At 35.6% G+C, this 17,831-nt stretch carries 18 protein-coding genes, 2 tRNA genes and 1 pseudogene; 11 read left to right on the top strand and 10 right to left on the bottom strand.

Annotated elements, in window-relative coordinates; genetic code table 11:
• Positions 1-114: 114 nt before the first annotated feature.
• Positions 115-1,371: a tyrosine--tRNA ligase gene (gene tyrS, locus Sarmat_RS00405; protein ID WP_202148883.1), complete on the top strand. Its 1,257-nt coding sequence runs from the start codon at positions 115-117 to the stop codon at positions 1,369-1,371.
• Between the two features lie 231 nt (positions 1,372-1,602).
• On the opposite strand, the gene Sarmat_RS00400 is transcribed toward tyrS, so the two are convergent.
• A complete protein-coding gene (locus Sarmat_RS00400; RefSeq protein ID WP_202148882.1) occupies positions 1,603-4,491 on the bottom strand; it encodes a TrbL/VirB6 family protein in 2,889 nt (962 codons plus the stop codon).
• 30 nt (positions 4,492-4,521) lie between these two features.
• Entirely contained in the window at positions 4,522-4,686 is a 165-nt protein-coding gene (locus Sarmat_RS00395; RefSeq protein ID WP_202148881.1) for a DUF2706 domain-containing protein, read from the bottom strand.
• Positions 4,687-4,950: 264 nt separating this feature from the next.
• On the opposite strand from Sarmat_RS00395, the gene Sarmat_RS00390 reads away from it, so the two are divergent.
• From Sarmat_RS00390 to Sarmat_RS00380, 3 genes are all read left to right on the top strand, one after another.
• Positions 4,951-5,622 carry a VirB8/TrbF family protein gene (locus Sarmat_RS00390; protein ID WP_202148880.1) on the top strand — a complete coding sequence of 224 codons (672 nt, stop codon included), beginning with the start codon at positions 4,951-4,953 and terminating at the stop codon, positions 5,620-5,622.
• 29 nt (positions 5,623-5,651) lie between these two features.
• On the top strand, positions 5,652-6,443 hold the full coding sequence (gene virB9, locus Sarmat_RS00385) for a P-type conjugative transfer protein VirB9 (protein ID WP_202148879.1): 792 nt from the start codon (positions 5,652-5,654) through the stop codon (positions 6,441-6,443).
• Positions 6,444-6,561: 118 nt separating this feature from the next.
• Positions 6,562-7,227, top strand: coding sequence for an ABC transporter ATP-binding protein (locus tag Sarmat_RS00380; protein ID WP_202148878.1), 666 nt, complete (start codon positions 6,562-6,564; stop codon positions 7,225-7,227).
• A 29-nt stretch (positions 7,228-7,256) separates the two neighbouring features.
• On the opposite strand, the gene Sarmat_RS00375 is transcribed toward Sarmat_RS00380, so the two are convergent.
• The 4 genes from Sarmat_RS00375 to Sarmat_RS00360 all read right to left on the bottom strand — a co-directional run bounded on the left by Sarmat_RS00375 (position 7,257) and on the right by Sarmat_RS00360 (position 8,749).
• Positions 7,257-7,703 carry a hypothetical protein gene (locus Sarmat_RS00375; protein ID WP_202148877.1) on the bottom strand — a complete coding sequence of 149 codons (447 nt, stop codon included), beginning with the start codon at positions 7,701-7,703 and terminating at the stop codon, positions 7,257-7,259.
• Between the two features lie 78 nt (positions 7,704-7,781).
• Complete coding sequence (locus Sarmat_RS00370; protein ID WP_202148876.1) at positions 7,782-8,312, bottom strand: RDD family protein; 531 nt, start codon at positions 8,310-8,312, stop codon at positions 7,782-7,784.
• 36 nt (positions 8,313-8,348) lie between these two features.
• Positions 8,349-8,468 carry a cytochrome bd-I oxidase subunit CydX gene (gene cydX / locus Sarmat_RS00365; protein WP_202148875.1) on the bottom strand — a complete coding sequence of 40 codons (120 nt, stop codon included), beginning with the start codon at positions 8,466-8,468 and terminating at the stop codon, positions 8,349-8,351.
• 204 nt (positions 8,469-8,672) lie between these two features.
• Positions 8,673-8,749: transfer RNA gene (locus Sarmat_RS00360), tRNA-Asp, on the bottom strand.
• 344 nt (positions 8,750-9,093) lie between these two features.
• On the opposite strand from Sarmat_RS00360, the gene Sarmat_RS00355 reads away from it, so the two are divergent.
• The 6 genes from Sarmat_RS00355 (at position 9,094) to Sarmat_RS00330 (ending at position 16,070) form a co-directional block, all read left to right on the top strand.
• A complete protein-coding gene (locus Sarmat_RS00355; protein ID WP_202148874.1) occupies positions 9,094-12,126 on the top strand; it encodes a hypothetical protein in 3,033 nt (1,010 codons plus the stop codon).
• A gap of 135 nt (positions 12,127-12,261) precedes the next feature.
• Positions 12,262-12,338, top strand: a tRNA-Pro gene (locus Sarmat_RS00350).
• Between the two features lie 178 nt (positions 12,339-12,516).
• Positions 12,517-12,873, top strand: coding sequence for a preprotein translocase subunit YajC (yajC, locus tag Sarmat_RS00345; protein ID WP_202148873.1), 357 nt, complete (start codon positions 12,517-12,519; stop codon positions 12,871-12,873).
• A 178-nt stretch (positions 12,874-13,051) separates the two neighbouring features.
• Positions 13,052-14,569: a protein translocase subunit SecD gene (gene secD / locus Sarmat_RS00340; protein ID WP_202148872.1), complete on the top strand. Its 1,518-nt coding sequence runs from the start codon at positions 13,052-13,054 to the stop codon at positions 14,567-14,569.
• Positions 14,570-14,618: 49 nt separating this feature from the next.
• Entirely contained in the window at positions 14,619-15,041 is a 423-nt protein-coding gene (locus Sarmat_RS00335; protein WP_202148871.1) for a DUF2155 domain-containing protein, read from the top strand.
• 18 nt (positions 15,042-15,059) lie between these two features.
• The gene (locus tag Sarmat_RS00330; RefSeq protein ID WP_202148870.1) at positions 15,060-16,070 is read left to right on the top strand and encodes a D-alanyl-D-alanine carboxypeptidase family protein; all 1,011 of its coding nucleotides are present in this window, start codon (positions 15,060-15,062) and stop codon (positions 16,068-16,070) included.
• 39 nt (positions 16,071-16,109) lie between these two features.
• Here the strand turns inward: Sarmat_RS00330 and Sarmat_RS00325 are convergent.
• Positions 16,110-16,292: pseudogene (locus tag Sarmat_RS00325) on the bottom strand (transposase); the annotation flags it as partial.
• Between the two features lie 24 nt (positions 16,293-16,316).
• Positions 16,317-16,772 (bottom strand): transposase, encoded by a 456-nt coding sequence (locus Sarmat_RS00320; protein ID WP_202148900.1) that lies wholly within the window; start codon positions 16,770-16,772, stop codon positions 16,317-16,319.
• Between the two features lie 240 nt (positions 16,773-17,012).
• Here Sarmat_RS00320 and Sarmat_RS00315 point away from each other — a divergent pair, with 240 nt between their 5' ends.
• A complete protein-coding gene (locus Sarmat_RS00315) occupies positions 17,013-17,282 on the top strand; it encodes a hypothetical protein (RefSeq protein ID WP_202148869.1) in 270 nt (89 codons plus the stop codon).
• Here the strand turns inward: Sarmat_RS00315 and Sarmat_RS00310 are convergent.
• On the bottom strand, positions 17,241-17,390 hold the full coding sequence (locus Sarmat_RS00310; protein ID WP_202148868.1) for a hypothetical protein: 150 nt from the start codon (positions 17,388-17,390) through the stop codon (positions 17,241-17,243). The genes Sarmat_RS00315 and Sarmat_RS00310 overlap by 42 nt on opposite strands.
• Before the next feature lie 157 nt (positions 17,391-17,547).
• Positions 17,548-17,831 (bottom strand): transposase family protein (locus Sarmat_RS00305; protein WP_244127075.1); only part of this gene is annotated, 284 nt, incomplete at its 5' end.

Here is a 17,831-nt window from a genome sequence, read left to right as displayed (position 1 = left end):
CAAAAAATATACAAAAGTCAACGACCAACTAAATTCTTGAATTTTACTCCTATTACAGTATGATCTAACAAGAAGCGTATATGCTTTTATAAACAAAACAACAACATAATAAAAATGAACTTTATTGACGATTTTATTTCTCGCGGATACTACGCTCAAGCTAGTAACTTAGATGATTTGCGCGAATTAATGAGTAGCAAAAAAATAGTTGCTTATATTGGATTCGATGCAACCGCCACCTCTTTGCATGTTGGTAGTTTGATGCAAATTATGATATTGCGTTTATTACAAAAACATGGACACAAACCAATAGTTATTATTGGTGGCGCAACTTCTAAAATAGGTGACCCTACTGGCAAAGATACGGCGCGCCCTTCTTTAACTCAAGAAGATATAAATCGCAATACCCAAGGTATAAGACAATCTTTAGAAAAATTCCTAACCTTTGGCGATAAACCTCAAGACGCCTTGCTTCTAGATAACTCTCAATGGTTAGATTCTATTGGATACCTTAATTTTTTGCGTAATTATGGTTCGTTAATCTCTATCAATAGAATGCTTACAATGGAATCTGTTAAATCTAGGTTAGATAGAGAGCAGTCTATGTCTTTTTTAGAATTTAATTATATGTTGTTGCAGGCCTATGATTTTTATCATCTAGCAAAAGAATATAATTGTGTGTTGCAAATAGGTGGAAGTGACCAGTGGGGCAATATCTTAATGGGTATGGAGTTTACTAGACGTATTTTGTCAAAAGAAGTTTTTGCTCTCACCACTCCACTCCTCACCACCTCTTCTGGTGTGAAGATGGGCAAAACAGTTGGTGGCGCTACCTGGCTTAACCAAGAGTTAACGTCTGCATATGACTACTATCAATATTGGCGTAATTGCGAAGATGCTGATGTTGTGCGTTTTAGTAAGTTGTATTGCGATTTTAACAAAGAAGAACAAAGTGCTTTTGAAGCAAGTGTTCAAAGCGATATCAACGATGCTAAAAAAACATTAGCCTACAGAGTAACTTGTTTGTGCCATGGACTAGAACAAGCAACTACAGCGCGAGAGACAGCTTGTATGGTTTTTGAAAAAAGAGGTTTAGATTTTAACCTTCCAGTTACTCAAGTTACTCTTTCTCAGATAGGAAAGATAGATGTTTGTGATGCTCTTTTGCAACTTAATGCGGTTGATTCTAAATCTGACGCAAAGAGATTGATAAAGAGTGGGGCTGTTAGATTAAATGACGAGACGTTGTATAACCAGGAGGTTTTGTCTGAAAATCTCTTTGTTCATTTAAATCCAGAAGATGGATTAAAGTATTTAAAAATTACATTAGGCAAAAAGAAGAATTTTTTGGTAAAGTTATGTTTAAAATGATATTTTATTCTTTTGTTATCTTTGATATAAATTCTTTTATTTTTTACTTTGTAGTAATGGATTGCAGAAATGGGTAATGCGCTATTTCATCAACCATCAAAAACGATAGATTGAATGTGGGTTGCAAACTTGTTTTTCTATCTTTGTATTGAAAATTTTGCGATGTTATTTGATTCCGTAGTTTCTCTTTTTTAAATACGCTACATCAACTTAATTACTATAAACGTTGGTTTATTCTCTACGTACGTCGTCTTGGAGAGCTTTTTTTGCATTGCTATAAGCAGACTTAGCTTGACGTATAACATAGTTTGCAACTTTCGATGCCCCTTTTTTTGCTTGGTCCGTTAGATCTGCACTTATTTGTCCAGAAGAAGTTATATCTGTTAAACCTATTAAACGTGCAGTAAAACTTCCCACGGCGTCAACGTATTTTGAGCATGTCTGATGCAATAAAGTAATCGCAAAGATATAGACTACACTCGAAGTTAAACCTCCATCTTCATCTTGATTATCAAAAGAGAAGTTTCCTTCGCTGCCCCACGGCATGAACCATTTTAAACACCAAATGGATACTTGAAGCTTGCATTTCCAACATACACTGTAGTCTAGCGCTCGATCCAAATACACAGTGAATAATTGAATAAACACTGAAGCTCCAGCAAATAAAATAACGGGTTCGATTGTATAGAAACATAAAAACTTTACCCAATTAACAAATAAAGAGTATGTGGTACGAAATAAAATCATCATTAAAAATATAGGCGCTAATGCTATTAAAAAAGTAATCATTAGTATTGACATCGTATAACTCGCCAAGCATTTAATAATAATTTTAATAAAACCTACACCAGAACGTATCAAAAAAAAGAAGTAGAATATACCAAACGCTCCAGAAAATATAGTTGTTAGAACTTGCATCCAAAATAATCTACTAAATAAACGATCTGTGACCACAGATAAAAAAGAGAATGGATGAGTACCATACTCAGATTTTGACACATCATAACCACTTATGTTTGCAATAATGTAATCTATTCCGTTATATGCAATTGGCAAGACGTATGTAGTGAAAAAGTTTATAGTTGTGTTACTAAGCAAACCACTAACAATTATTATTTTTGTTACTCTAATTATTGCGTCGTATATCTCAATGCGCGCGTATCCAGTTATTATAGACAGGCCGTATATTGTTATATACAAAGAAAGACAAACATGTATTAAAAACAAAAAATCCAAACAACTTTTTTCACATCCTGGAATTCTTTTTCCTTCCTTTAACGCCAATTTACACATAACATCATCGTTGTTATTACAGGTGATGTTTTTAAAAATATTAACACCAAAATCCTGAAACTTTGTGCGCAATGATACAAATTTCGCTATTGCTGTGTTAGAGTTGTTTGATTTTATAGATTGTTTTATCATCACAGAGTAACTACCCATGCTATCAGCATAGTCTGTTTTGTTGTTTTTTACCCTCATCCAAAGAGTTAAGTTTTTTCCTATGTTTTGAGGTATATCAATCTGACCTTTTTTGTTACTAAATTGTATAATTTTTGCTTTTTCTTCTGACAACTGGTTTTCCTGTGTATCTGTGCTAGTGATTAAATATTCTATGCCACCTATGTTGTTTATTGTTTCTCCATTTTCTCTTACACATTTAGTGTGTTGTATGCCTATTAAAAAACCACCGCTGTTAGTAGGCCCAGATACGTTGTGTAATTTAAACTGAAGATTTCCGACATCATTTTTATTAACTTCGCTATTTTTGATATATATCAATCTTTCGTTGTCTGGTGGATTTACCCATTTACCTTCTTCAGTAGATGTTAATCTGTATTTTAGACCAGCCGCGTCGTCAGCTGTACACCAGAATTTTTGTTCGTGAAGCTTTCCAGATTCCTCAATGCAATAACCAGTTATTTCTTTGTGATTTGGATTTTGGGCTTCTGCGTTAGTTATGTTATTTGGACTACCATGTACATAAACCTTTGGAGTATCTTTTGTTTCTTTTTTTATTTCAAGAAATGGCTTACAAACACATACTGTTCTTGTTACAGTGTCATATCCTATACAATTACTTGAAGGAGTACAAACCCTTTTTTTTGTTTCTTTAGTTCTATATCCAAAACTATCTTGTTCTATAGGTTCTTTGCATATATCTTGCATTCCATTGCATTTTTCAATGCATTTTGTTCCTTCGAATCGTTTACAACAACCGTTTGTTCCACATACTTTTGGAGACCCGTCAGTTCTTGTGTCAAAATACTTAAGAACTTCAGGGTTTTTTAGCTTTTCGCAATTACAACATTCGGTAAATCCTTTACAACAAACTTGATCGTCAGTCTTGCTGCTATAATCTTCTATTTTTAAATTAAGAGCTGTGCAAACTTTTTCTACTTTGTCACCATCTTTGTCAATCGGTCTTATTGAGCTGTAGTTTGTGCTCATGTTACAACTAGAGATATACTCTCCTCCATACATTGCATATCTTCCGCATACAGGGTGATATGCTCTTTCACCAGCCTTGCATTTTCCTAAAAAAGGATTGTTTGGATCAAATGGATTATGTACAACGTAATTACTTTCTAGAGTGCTTGGCTGCAATATCACTTTTACTTTATCGTGCTTCTCGATTGTGTCGCTTAAATTACTCCAGTCTTTTATAACAATGGGAATAATTAGATAATCATTAAAACCTTCCCTTGGTATAACGATTTTTCTTTCATTATCTGTTTCATTACCATTTTTTTTTCTTAAATTGTCGTTTTGATAGATGTTGTTTTTTGGTAATTTAGCTAAACATAAACTAACAGTACCAGAAACCTCTAAATCAATTTGTTTTTGTTCTCCAGTAATAGTAATTTTTGTCCATTTAATATTTTTAGATTGTGCATTGTATTCAGCGTTAGCCATTAACGTTACAGTTGTAGAGTTTATGATTTGGTTGTTTGAATCTGGATATCGAAAAAAACAACCTGGTTTATCAGTAAAAATAAAAGCTACATTCATTGATATAAATGTAAGAAAAATCAAAATTACGATTGAACAAGGTACGAAAAATTTTATAAAAGCCTTGGAGGCGGATTTAAAAAGATATTGTTTGAGTTCTGGTGACATTAAATCAATCTCATAATACTTAAATAAATTTTAAGCTATCTCTTTATCACTGATTGGTTTGCGTATGCATGGTGTAAAATCTCCGGTGTCCGCGCTAACACAAGGGCTTTTGATTTCATACGGCTTACTAGGGGCGCATGACGCTAATAAAAAGAAAGATAGTAATAAAAAACATTTATTCATCAATTTAACCATTCGCTTAATTAAAATAAGAGTGAAAAACACCTACAGTTAAATTTTGATGTAAAATTTTTATTAAACCAATAGTTAAGGAACAATCTTTATAAAAATAATATCAACAGTGACATGCATGAAACTGTTACTTTTTATTTTATCGTATGAAACAACAAAATTACGCATAATGCCTTTCTATCGTTTTTTCATATATGTTAATCTTAAAAAGTGAAGTGTTCGTTATAACTATAACAAGGATTGAAACCCACGATAGACTAACAGAATATGCAAAATGATATACAAGGTTACATAAAAAACTCTTTAGACTGGTATCAAAGCAAGTATTTGTTGGTTGTTAAGGAGAGAGTTTGCATGTACTTATTAGCATGTGTTTGTTGCGTTATGACGTTAATTATTGCTCTAAATTTATACAGCGCTTTCCCTTTAACGCGCAAAGTGCGCGCTATGATAGTTACGCAAGACGTTTTAAGATTAAAAAGTGACAAGACGCATATTACAGACTCTGATCCTGATATAGGTGTAGCTCAATTTTTGGTTACGAATTATCTATTAATGCGCGAGTCTTATGATCAAAAAAATATCGAAACTCAACAAGTTTTTGTTCAAAAACAGTCTTCTAAGTCGGTTTTTAATAAGTTTTTGCAGTTTATGAGTATTAATAATCCCGCGTCGCCCATAATTAAGTATGTTAATAACACCAGGAGCGTGGAAGTTGTAGACGTGGATGTTATTGATGATGAAAGAATTAATGTTATTTTTAGAGCGTTGTTAAAAGATAAAAATAATCGTGTGTTGGAAGATATTACCGCTCAAGCTCAAATTACCTTTAATATGAATGAATTAGAAAAAAAGATTTATAACAGGAATAAATTTTTGTTTGTTGTTGAAGACTATCAAACAAAAGTCATTAGCAATAACCTACAACAAAAACGTTAACAAAATATTACACACATATTCAAACTGCCATGATTAGATTACTTTTTGCACTATTTTGTTTGTTAAATATTGCTTTCGCGGTGCGAGAGCCTAGACCAACTCCAATAGACGCTAGAATTAAAGTGATGACTTATAATGCAGACGATGTTTTTAAATTTACTGGATATTATGGATATCAAACCACAATTGAGCTGTCTAGAAACGAAGAAATTTTAAGTATTTCTATGGGTGATACAACTGGTTGGCAAATAGTACCAGAGGGTTATCGTTTGTTTGTGAAACCGGTGAGCCAAGACGCCACAACTAATATGACTATGATAACTAATAAACGAACCTACTTCTTTGAGTTGCACGCGCAAGAAGTGCAAGATATATCAGATCCACAAGTGGTGTTTAATGTAAGATTTTTATATCCCGACGAGGATTTAGATGAATTTACAAAAACTTATTCCTCTTCTTCAAAAGGAGCTAATGGTCCAGATCTCGCTCATCCTGAGGAGTATAATTTTGCATACACCGTTAGTGGTGATGACGACATTATTCCTATTCGTGTGTTTGATGATGGTGAGTTTATGTATTTACAATTCCAGGAGCGTAACGCAGATTTGCCAAGTGTTTTTTCGGTTGATGATAAACTCAGAGAGTCATTAATAAACTATCGTATTTCTAGCGATAATATTAAAATGGTTGTTATAGAGCATGTATATCCTAAACTTTCTATTAGATATAAAGACAAAGTGGCTTGCGTGTTTAATGAAAGTTACGGTAGGCATAAACTTCATGTTGATAACTTATCTGTTATAGAATCTCTTGGAAATTGAGATTTAGGCTTTATATTATATTTTTTATTAATGGGCTTAATGTGTTTTTCTAAAAATTTGTTAGAGTGTATAGTATTATTTATATAACAAACTAACTTACATTTTGATAATGGTCTCATTGCTCCGCACTGAAAATCTCAGTAAAAAATATAAAGATGGGCAGGGGTACACTCAGGTTCTTGATAAAATAAGTATTAATGTAGAACCCGCCGAAACCGTAGCTATTCTTGGCGCATCTGGTAGTGGCAAATCCACCTTACTCCACCTCTTAGGGTTGTTGGATACTCCTAGTGATGGCTTGATATATTTTAAAGAACGCCCGGCTCAAACAAACACCCATTTGTTAAGATTGCATAACATAGGTTTTGTTTATCAGTTTCATAATCTTTTGCCAGATTTTACTGCTATAGAAAACATAATGCTTCCAGCTCTATTGTGGCGCAGAGAGCAAAAGAAAATTACCCAATTAGCTCAAGATTTGTTAGAAAGAGTTGGTATGGGGCAGAAAGCTCATGCTTTTATTAATCAATTATCTGGAGGAGAAAAGCAAAGGGTTGCAATTTGTAGAAGCTTGATGAACAATCCTGATGTTATTTTAGCAGACGAACCAACTGGCAGTCTTGATCGCCATAACGGCGAGTCTGTATTTAAACTTCTTCTAAGACTAGCAAAAGAAGAGAAGAAAGCTGTTGTAATAGCTACGCATGATGAAAGTTATATTCATCAATTTAGTCGAGTTTATAAGCTAGAATATGGAAAGTTAAGTTTGCTTTCATCTTATTAAACTAACTAAATGCTACTTTGTTAATGCTGTCATTTTATTAAAGAAATATTGTCTACTATATCTTGTGCAACGGTGCGCGCTATATTTTCTAACAAACACTCCTTTTCTACATAGCTTTGATATATCTCGCTGGTGGTTTCGTATGACGCTAGGGCATGCAGTGATCGATTGAGCAAAATCTTCTCGCTTTTAATGTTAATTAACTTATACCGCACCGTCTGAATAATAACAGACCTCTCAACAATTGCTTGAGGCGTGATAATAGCGCTTTGGTTTTGATATTTGAGTTCTACTACGATTTTATATTCCGGGTTGGTTGTTGCAGGAATTAAGTTGGATAAAAAATAACAAAATTGTGCGCCCTGCACAGAATCGATTGGTTCTACTATAATAGAGGAGAGAATAGAGCTGTTATTTTGTTTGTATAGAGGTTTAATGCTACATCCACCCAATATAAACGTTATAAAAAATATCAAAAAAAATCTTAAACAATTAGCTGATATTACGCGTGTTGATTGTGGCATTAACAAGACGGAGGTAAAATTTTATCAATTCTAGATCTGCACAACAACTGTACCAGCAATCATATCATGCAGAGCCTGTCTTTTTTTATTAAAAGGAATTGTGATTATTCCAAACGGCATGCAGATCATAGAAACCATTCTAATAACATATTGTTTTTTGGTAGGAATTGATAGATCTTCAGTGTTTAGTACTTTTATCTTGAATAGCATTTTGCCTAAAGAGGTTTGTTTGTATATCCAAAACGTTAACCAAAAAGAAGATGTCATGAGTAAATTTATTGTTAATATTATGGAGCAATAAATGTATAACGCCGAATAATCTATGTTTTCATTGGAAATAAACGAAAAATCTAACTGATCCAAATAGTCAAGATTGGATTGTTCTTGTATCTTGCTGAGAGGGTATTTTTGTATCAATACTGGAAGCAAAAATTTTTGAAATAGATACAAGAATGGCCAAAACGCTATTCCTAAAATCCATACATCTATACACACAGCAAAAAGCCTTAAACTAAGACCTGGATAACTGAATTGTTTTTTAGTAAAAGCGACGTCATTCATATTATGCTCTATATCAATTCTTTAGATAGTTGTTATTTAGGTTGTTTGATTTGATGAACTTGAATTAGTAGGGCGATCGTAGTTTAAGGCTAAAGCATGTACGATGGTAAAAAGGCAAGCGATGCCCAAACCCAATATCCACGTAAAATACCACATACATTTAAACAATTTGTAATTTATTTTTTATTTTAATTAAGCTTTTAATTAAATTATATAAGATAGATTAAATAATAAAAAGGAGTATTTCACAAGTATAAGAGACAAGATGGAGGCGAGAATGGAGTATAAAACAAATAAAAGGAAAAAATGAGTTGCGCGCGGCAACAAAACAACGGAGGAAAGCTGAGTGCCAAAGAGAAGTGGCGAGAGTGATGGGACTTGAACCCACGGCCTTCTGCGTGACAAGCAGATGCTCTAACCAACTGAGCTACACCCCCTCTTAATGCACGGAAATTAATGAGCTATTTAAACAAAAACTCCCACAAGCACCAGCAAAAACATGCATATCGCTTTTTGTATGATATCGCTTTTTATATTTAAAAGCAAGTGGTAATTATTTATTTATATTTTTTTAATTTATTGAATATATTAATGTATTACTCTGACTTGTATGAGACTTTACTTGTTTTTAGCTGTGTGTTAAAATCTTGTATTGTGTAAGAGTGTGTAGGTGTTTTTTGTTTAGTAAATTTAACTAGCTTATTTAGTAATAAACTCTCTTGTTCACGTATTCTATAAAAGTTTAATATTTTTTATATAAAAATCAAATTAAAAAAGTTTTATGACGCAAATACAAGCTGCTATGATAGCAGCTCAAGCCGCGCAAAATACGATGGCATCTAATCGTAATCCTGGGGCTTTAAATACTAATATTATATGCAATGTATTTTCAGATGTTACTCGCCAGAGCCAAGGTTCAGGAGGGCCTATCGCCCCTTCTTCTCTTGTGGCCAAAACATCATTAAATTTTAATAATTTATCTGCTCAACAAAGTGCTGGCAGTTTTTCTGCTGGTCCTAATATATTTATACCAGTGGTGCAAGCTGGTATGTTGAGTACTCTTAATGAACAAGGGGGGGGTATTACACCAGGTAATATATCTTATGCCATTAATTTTATTAATGCTCATATGGAGCCTAGCACCGGTTTTTTACGAGACGCGAATGGCAACATTTTATTGGCGCGTAGTGTAGATCCTAAAACGGATGTACCTTCTGCTTTATTAAGTCCGATAGTTGTGCGTTCTACGCGAAAGCCAGAAGTAACCACCTTCGCTAATGTTCAGCAAAATCTTGCCCCTAATACACCTCGTATTGCAGGTGCTGGCGTAAGTATTCACACGGATGATCAAAAGATTAAAAATCCTATTGCTTATTGCAATCCAGGTTCTGGTGGAAATGGAGTTTTGATGTATGGTACTAATTTTAAATTCGCTTCTGATTCAGGAAGCGTGGATGCTGTTTTTCGTCAAACAGCGAGAGTAGCACTTCCTAGCCCTAGCAATACAGTATGTGGAGCTAAGGCTTTAGCTGGCGCCTTTTCTCTCGTTGATACTGATTTAAAGCAGTCTCTTGGTTTAGGATTGAAGGACAACGCTGGGTTTGTGGTAAAGATTCGGACACGAGGTGGAGCGGAAGCGCAGCATGTTTTTACTTTTACTCAAAACGTTGGAAAGATGACTAATTCGTTTAGTAATATGCAGCAGCTACTCGCTTTAATTGGCGCTGTTCCTGGTGTTACAGTATCAAACGATCTTAGTAGTGCAAATATTGGGTTAGAGGATACTGACCCCGGTTCTTATATTACATTTGAAGGCATCGCTCCACAATTAGGGTTCACTAGTATTAGAGCTACAGGAGGAGTTTCGCGGTGCTTTTCTACAATGGGCGCTTTACGCTCTATTATTAACCAAAGCAGTCCATCTAGCGGTATTCGGGCCAGGGATACTCAAGCTGGTATAAAAATCGAGGCTAACGCAAAAAGTAAATTTAAGTTAGAAGTGTTAAATGCGACGCAGGATACGTTAACTAGCGTTGCTAAAAAGGGGTTGATTACTGGTAATTATAACGGTGATGCTGCAGACATTGAACGAGATCGAGTAAAAGACAGTTTACTAACTACCATCACTTCTGTTGGGCATGGTTTAACGCAAGGCGATATTCTGCGTATTAATCTTGGCGGTGGCTCGGTTGCTGCGGTTGTGGTGGGTTGTAGCGATAATACATTTACAGTTGCTAGACCTACTAATGCAGATGTGGCAATTACAAACGCTGCTCAGACTGGGCAGGTTGGTATTTTGAATACGAATTATGCGCGTATTGGCCATGTGGATATGGTCGGGAAAGACGTTAAAATCGCAGACGCTACTGAAATCGCAGTAACTAACGCTGCCCCCACCAATGCAGTTTTAGCTGTCAACGACGGTCATGGGTTTGCACAGGATGACATTGTGTATCTGCAAGGGGGGCTAGGTGGTAACGCTGGCGGTAACGCCGTCGGCGATGCTAAATTACCCGCTGGTTACTACAAAGTTGTTGCTGTTGATGCTGGTGCTCACACGGTTACTCTACAATCAACAGCCGATATCATCGGCGGCGGCGGCGACTTAGCCGCGGCCGATCTTCCAGCCGGCTCAACCATTAAACTATTTAAAGTAGGCAAAAGCGCAGATTTTGCAGCTGGTGGGGGCGCTGAAAATTCCGTTATAGGGCAAACGATTTTTGAAAATGATGGGGGCGACCCACCGATAATAAAATTTTATGTCGGGGAGAAATCTGGCCTTGTAGCCGGGAAAACCGTGAGTTTCGATTTTGATGCTACAATAAACGCTAATCTGGCTGTAGCTGTCACGCCAAAAGAAAAATATGAAATTAAAAGCGTTGTAGGTGGTTATATTACTTTTGAAGCAGAAGCTCCTTTAAACAATGCCGACGTTGGTAAGTTAAATTGTGGTGCGGGAGGAGATATAAACAATGGTAATGGCGGCGTACCTATTAACTTAAAAGTAGTGTACTCTGACCAAACGTTTACTAATCTAGGAATGCCAGTTCCTCAATTAGGAGGTCGAGAGCTTATTTTACCCCCGCTATATAATCCATCTTTAGAAGGGGGAGGGCTTACAAACGAGCAATTTGCAAATGGTTTGGTTACGCAAGAGTTCGAAGTGTTCAGTCCAAACGGACAGAAACAAAAAATAAAAATGATGTTTGCTAAAGTAGATGAAAATAATTGGGTTATTGAATTATATAATACTCAAAATACATTGCTTTTAAACGGTACTATAAATTTTTTAGATGGTGGCGTTACCGGCCTCTACGAAGGGCCTGCGAGGTTTAACGTTCCTTGGTTAGATGGTAGTGCTACCTCTATTGCGCTGAAGTTTATTGGAAAATCGGGTCAGTTTTCTCTTACTCAGTTTGTTGGTACTAATATGCGGTCTATGGATGAAGTGGAAGTTGATGGTGGACAGGCCAAGGCTTCTAATGGATTTGAAGTGTCTGAGAGGGGTGTGTATGCAGTGTTTGACGATGGTAGTAAGAAGTTAGTGGGTGTGTTAGACTTTTTTTCATTCGCCAATATCTCTGCTCTTGTGGGGAGCGGTTCCGTTTTTCAATTAACTAATAAATCTGGTAATGCTTTTGTTATGGATTATGGGGAGGGAGCTACTTTTGGACAGGTTTATGCTCCTAATGTCGATTCCGTAGAGACTTTGGCTTTGTTGGCGTTTTTAAATAATGCAATAAATACAGAAGTGGGTATAGTGTCTCAGCAATTAAGAAGGTTAGAGTCTATACTAAATAAACTTCTGAATTAGTCTTAACTTTCTTTAATTAAAAACTTCTTGACTCTTCTTAAGAGTTCAATTAAAATAGTGGGTGAGAAGCGGGGCTTGTATCTAATTAATTTGTTTTTTTAGTTAATTCACTTGCCTTGCTTTTTTCTTATTTTTCGGAGCATGGCGCAGTCTGGTAGCGCATCTGGTTTGGGACCAGAGGGTCGGGAGTTCAAATCTCTCTGCTCCGACCATCTTGTTTGTTCAAGGCTCATTTTTTTTGTATATTCAGTTGCCTGAATTTCTTCTTTGAGCGATAAATCTCCTTAAATTTCATTCTTATAATCGATCACTACTTGATTTGAAAGCGCATGTTTTGTAAAATACAAAGTGCTTCTGGAAACAATCAGTATTTATAAGATAGGTTTTTTAATGTTGTTTACAAATGTTTTAGCTTCAGAGGAAGCAAACTCTCAAAACTCCTCTAGTTCTGCACATTCCCCTGTCGCCACTAACCCTCAACAAAGTTTTATGAGTAGTGTTACTGGTTTATTGCCTTTATTTTTAATGTTAGGGCTTTTTTATTTTTTAGTGTTTAGGCCTCAAGAAAAGAAGCGCAAGGCACATCAGCAATTCTTGTCTGGTATTAAAAACGGAGATGAAGTGTCTACGTCATCTGGTTTGATTGGTAAGATTGTGGCGATTGAACAAAATCATGTGAGTCTGGAAATATCTGATGGCGTAAAGGTTAAGATAGTAAAAGAATCTATTTTAGATGTTAAAAAATAACAAGATCATCTCGCTTTTTCGTTAAAAATTGTAAATTTTTAAATAAACCTTTCAAGTGAGTTATGTTTAAAAAAAGATTTGTTTTTAGATGTTTTAGACGTAGTAACTCCTTGTTTTTTTATTTTCTGTTCTCTCTTTAATCACTCTGCTCATCTCATAGCGCTTTGAGTAATAAAACATGACGCATACTATATCAAAATCTAAAATCCTCCTTTCGCTTGTTATTACATTTTTGGCGATTTTTTATTCTTTGCCAAACTTTATGAGCTCATCATTTCTACCAAGCACAGCCATACATCTTGGTTTAGATTTAAGAGGTGGGTCGCATTTGCTGCTTTCTGTAGATGTTGATGGATATTTTGCAGAGGCTTTTCAGAATAATACAGATGTTTTAAAGAAAGCCCTGCGCAAAGTGGGATATAAAAATTTTGTTACTCAGGCAGATTGTATTGTGTTTAATCTGCGCGATCAGACCCAGGAAAAAGAAACTTTAAACATTATTAAAAAAACTTTAGATGATGTTAGCGTGGAAGTGAACGATTCTTCCGTGAAAATATTTTATTCGCAAGGTGCTATCGACAGGATCACCACAGATTTAATAGAACAGTCTATTGAAGTAGTGCGTTATAGAGTAGATAGCAGCGGCACTAAAGAACCATTGATACAGCGACAGGGGCAGCGCTATATTTTGCTTCAGATGCCTGGCGAAGAGGATCCGGCGCATTTAAAGAGAATTCTTGGGCAGACGGCAAAACTCACCTTTAACATAGTGGAGGAGAATCAATCAGAACAGGGTGTTAGGGGTGGTATGTTTGTGTATGATGCCGAGAATCCTGAGGCCAAGCTATTGGTGCGTAGAAAGTCCATTATGACAGGTGAGTCGCTTAAGAATGCCAAGGTTGTTTTTGATCAATACAATCAACCTGTAATTCACTTCTCTTTAGATGCTGCTGGCGGTAAGCTTTTTGCGGATGCAACAAAAGAGCATACTAAAAAGCGTCTTGCTATAGTATTAGATAGCAAATTGCTTAGTGCTCCTGTTATTAATGAGCCGATTTTAGGTGGTGAGGGTACTATTTCTGGGAATTTTACTTTAGATTCTGCAAACGATTTAGTGTTGCTACTCAAGGCGGGGGCATTGCCAGCAAAGCTTACTATAGTGGAGGAGCGTAGCATAGGCCCGAGTTTGGGGGAAGATTCTATAGAAGGTGGTAAAATGGCTGGAATGGTTGGTTTTGCTTTAGTGGCTATTTTTATGATTTGGTCCTATGGAGTGCTCGGGTTGTTTGCCGACATAGCCTTGGTGCTAGCATTGCTTTATATGATGGCTCTTATGTCTATTTGTGATGTAACGCTCACTATGCCTGGTATAGCTGGTATTATTTTAACTATTGGTATGGCTGTAGACGCTAATGTGTTGATTTATGAAAGAATTAAAGAAGAATTAAAACTTGGGCGTTCTATACTTTATGCTATTCAGACCGGTTTTAAAACGGCTTTTGGCACTATATTAGACTCTAATATTACTACTCTCATCGTTGCATTAATACTGTATGTGTTTGGTGTTGGTACTGTAAGGGGTTTTGCAGTAACTCTTTCTATTGGTATAGTGGCGTCTATGTTTTCTGCTATAGTTATTACTAAGCTTTTTATAGATGTATGGATTAAATATTTCAAGCCAAATGAAATTCTTTAAATTTCTTGTTTATTTTTTATTCTATTTGGTTTTACATTTTTCAAGCGTATTGTCTCAAAGAGAACTAACGGAAGATTTGATTATTCAGGAGGAGGGAGAGTATATAGAAGACGAAACTCAAAATCATGAACACTCAGTATTTAATGCAACCAAGCCAGAGTCGGCAGAAGAGCTGTATTGCAAAAAAGCTAAGGTTTTAGCGATAAATAAAACCAACGCGAAGTCAGTAGAGCTTGTGTTGGAGATAGATAAACCAAAATATTTTGGTAGCATGCAAATAACTATGCGTCGATGCGCTCAAACCCAAATTCCGAACGGAGTTGATAGTAAGTTGTATGTTACTATAGAGGAAAAGAATATAGAAGAAGACCCTGTGTTATTATTTGAAGGTTGGCTGTTTTCTTCTAGCATTTCTCTGTCTACTTTTTCGCACCCTTATTATGAAATTTTCGCAAGGGAGTGCGTGAAATAAATAATCAATCTATATCTTATGAGAAGTAAAGAAAAATTGTTTTTACAGGTTATATGCCTTTGTTTTTGTTTGTTGCTACAGTTAACTTGTTCTGGTTGTGCGCTTGCTGGATATAAAAAAGTTAAAAAAGACAAGACTCAGGTAGTAAAGAGCAAAGCTGTTGAAACTAAAAGTCATAAGCCCACAAGGGGTTTAAAGGGTAAAAAGCATAACCAACGTAACCTTTCTCAACAAGATGTTGATAAAGCCGCAAGACGCAAAACATCTATTATAGTGGATGCTAGAGATAGAAAGATTTTATATGCTTATGATGCTGATGAAAGAATATATCCAGCTTCTTTAACAAAGGTTATGACTCTTTATTTGTTATTTGAAGCAATAAATAAGAAGGGTAAAATTACCTTGGATAGTGATTTTCGCGTTTCTGCAAAGGCTAGCGCGGCGCCACCGTGCAAGTTGGGTTTAAAAGCTGGAGATAGAATTAAGGTGTCAGATGTGGTTAATGCTTTAATAGTGAAATCTGCTAATGATGTGGCGCTTGTTTGCGCAGAAAACGTTGCTGGCTCGGAGGAAAGGTTTGTTAAGATGATGAACAATAAGGCACGGGTGTTTGGTATGAATAATTCTCATTTTACTAATCCTTCGGGTTTGCATCATCCAAAGCAAGTGTCTACTGCTTCAGATATGGCTCTGCTAGCCCTTGCTATTAAAAACGATTTCCCTCAATTTTACCATTTATTTTCTCAAACTTCTTTTGAGTTTCGTGGTCAGAGTGTTAAGGGTCATAATCGTGTTTTAGCTAACTATCCTGGCGCTACTGGTTTAAAAACGGGATATGTTGCTCGATCCGGATTTAATCTTATCACCACAGCAAAAAGACAGGGTAAGGAGTTGTTGGGTGTGGTTACTGGTGGTGAGACGTCAGCCGCTCGCGATGCTACGATGATGAGTTTATTAGATGAGTATTTTGGGGTTGTTAAAACTAAACAAGTTAAACCTAAACAAGCTAAGCAGTCTACTAAAAAATAAGTGAACTCTAATGATTAGATTTTGTCTTCCTATAGTAATTTAGGTTGAATTAGGTATTTTAAAGAAATAAGAAATAGCCTCATATAATTGATCAAATTCAGTAATTTGATTTTTAATCCAACATTTCATATTAGCCCAAAATTTCTCTATTGGATTCAGATCTGGTGAATATGGAGGCAAAGAAATGATCCCGCAATTTACTGATTCAATCAATTCTTTTATCTTCTTAGAACCAGTCACGTAAAACTACGTGATAAGTTTTTCAATTTTTGTAAAAGCCAATTGTATAAAAGCCTTAGCTGAAGAGGTGGTTATTTCGTAATCTTTTGACAATCTTCTAAAGTTACCAAGCCAAGCGAATGAGCGCTCTACAAGCCATCTCCACTGTTGCACCTGAAAGCCATTAGTGCCAGCTTTAGGCTTAGCAATGGTAAGTAAACTACCGCGAGTGTGAGTATAAAACCACTTCTGTAAATCTCCTTGGTAACCTTGGTCCGCTAAAATCCTTACTAACCTTGGAAATTTTTCCTTTAGACCAAATAATACTCTTTTTGCACAGTTGCTATCATGAGGGGTTGTGCTGTAGACATCGATATTCATAGGATAATAGGGATCTACAACTATATGACGCTTCCTACCTGCTACCTTTTTGCCTCTGTCATATCCCTTTTCTTCATTAGACCTCTTTTGAAACTCATTTATACTAGCTCCATGTTATAAATAGCTGCAATCAAATTGAATCTGAGGCCAAACCTTTTTCGTCTGTTTCTATCATAGCACCCTACATTTTTTAAGGAAAGGCTTTGCTATGAGGGTTTGAAGTAGTATATATCGTTTATTTTTTATGACAAAAATGCATAATATACTACTTCAAGCCTTCAAGCGCTATCATCTCATATAGCCGGAAATAAATCAAGAGTAAAATCTTTTGTTGCAGCAATCTTGAGTATTATTACGGGTGCTGGTATTCACCAAAAAGAGCTTGCGCTATCTCTTCCTGGTCCCGCAAAGGATAAATCTAAAACTCATAGAATTTATCGTTTATTGAAAAGCTTTACTATAGATTTTATTTCGATTGCTAAGTTAATCATCGGTTTATTCGGAATCATAAGTTGTGTTTTGGCAATGGACAGAACTAATTGGGAATTCGGAAAAACGGATATTAATACTTTATTTCTCGCGGTAGTTATAAACAATAGACCTCTTTCCTAACTCTACTCCTGATGGCAACTGTGGCGACGCTGTCGATGCGCAAGTCCTCACGTACCTCATGTACGCTGCGGCTCTGTGCTTCGTATACTCCTTGCATTTGCTCATCATGAGTGAGTTTCGAAAGAGGTCTAATATTAAACTTTAGATTATAGCCCCTACGCTTATTGCGATATCTATGAGATAAAATACGAAAATTCTTTAGTTCTGCAATAATATTCTCAACCTTGATCCGCCTCTTAGATACAATATGGTTGTATTTCTTTTGCTAGTAAGTTAAAGGCTTTTTCTTTGTTTTCTTAATAGGCGTTTTAGCATTATTATGTTTTTTCTTTAAGCCCTGATAGCCAGAATCAGCATAAACCCTTGTTCCAATAGGCAAAGGATCACCAGCTTTATGAATTTTAAAATCATGATCCCTGCCTTTATATGATTTCGAAACATTGCGAATTTGTCCAAATGAATTTACCCTTATTTCTGTTTTAAACGTATACTTCCTTTTTTTGCCTGAAAAATATTCCCTCTGTTTTTTGATAGGCTTTTCTATTATTT

Source organism: Candidatus Sarmatiella mevalonica, from assembly GCF_016751895.1.
GTDB classification, from domain to species: Bacteria; Pseudomonadota; Alphaproteobacteria; order Rickettsiales; family Rickettsiaceae; genus Sarmatiella; species Sarmatiella mevalonica.
The sequence above is the reverse complement of the archived record's forward strand: the minus strand, read 5'-3'. Positions and strand labels throughout refer to the sequence as shown.

Excerpts from the sequence above, each read along its gene's own strand:
- tyrS (WP_202148883.1), top strand. The coding sequence starts at position 115 with ATGAACTTTATTGACGATTTTATTTCTCGCGGATACTACGCTCAAGCT.
- Sarmat_RS00400 (WP_202148882.1), bottom strand. The coding sequence starts at position 4,491 with ATGTCACCAGAACTCAAACAATATCTTTTTAAATCCGCCTCCAAGGCT.
- Sarmat_RS00395 (WP_202148881.1), bottom strand. The coding sequence starts at position 4,686 with ATGGTTAAATTGATGAATAAATGTTTTTTATTACTATCTTTCTTTTTA.
- Sarmat_RS00390 (WP_202148880.1), top strand. The coding sequence starts at position 4,951 with ATGCAAAATGATATACAAGGTTACATAAAAAACTCTTTAGACTGGTAT.
- virB9 (WP_202148879.1), top strand. The coding sequence starts at position 5,652 with ATGATTAGATTACTTTTTGCACTATTTTGTTTGTTAAATATTGCTTTC.
- Sarmat_RS00370 (WP_202148876.1), bottom strand. The coding sequence starts at position 8,312 with ATGAATGACGTCGCTTTTACTAAAAAACAATTCAGTTATCCAGGTCTT.
- cydX (WP_202148875.1), bottom strand. The coding sequence starts at position 8,468 with ATGTGGTATTTTACGTGGATATTGGGTTTGGGCATCGCTTGCCTTTTT.
- Sarmat_RS00355 (WP_202148874.1), top strand. The coding sequence starts at position 9,094 with ATGACGCAAATACAAGCTGCTATGATAGCAGCTCAAGCCGCGCAAAAT.
- yajC (WP_202148873.1), top strand. The coding sequence starts at position 12,517 with ATGTTGTTTACAAATGTTTTAGCTTCAGAGGAAGCAAACTCTCAAAAC.
- secD (WP_202148872.1), top strand. The coding sequence starts at position 13,052 with ATGACGCATACTATATCAAAATCTAAAATCCTCCTTTCGCTTGTTATT.
- Sarmat_RS00330 (WP_202148870.1), top strand. The coding sequence starts at position 15,060 with ATGAGAAGTAAAGAAAAATTGTTTTTACAGGTTATATGCCTTTGTTTT.
- Sarmat_RS00310 (WP_202148868.1), bottom strand. The coding sequence starts at position 17,390 with ATGATGAGCAAATGCAAGGAGTATACGAAGCACAGAGCCGCAGCGTAC.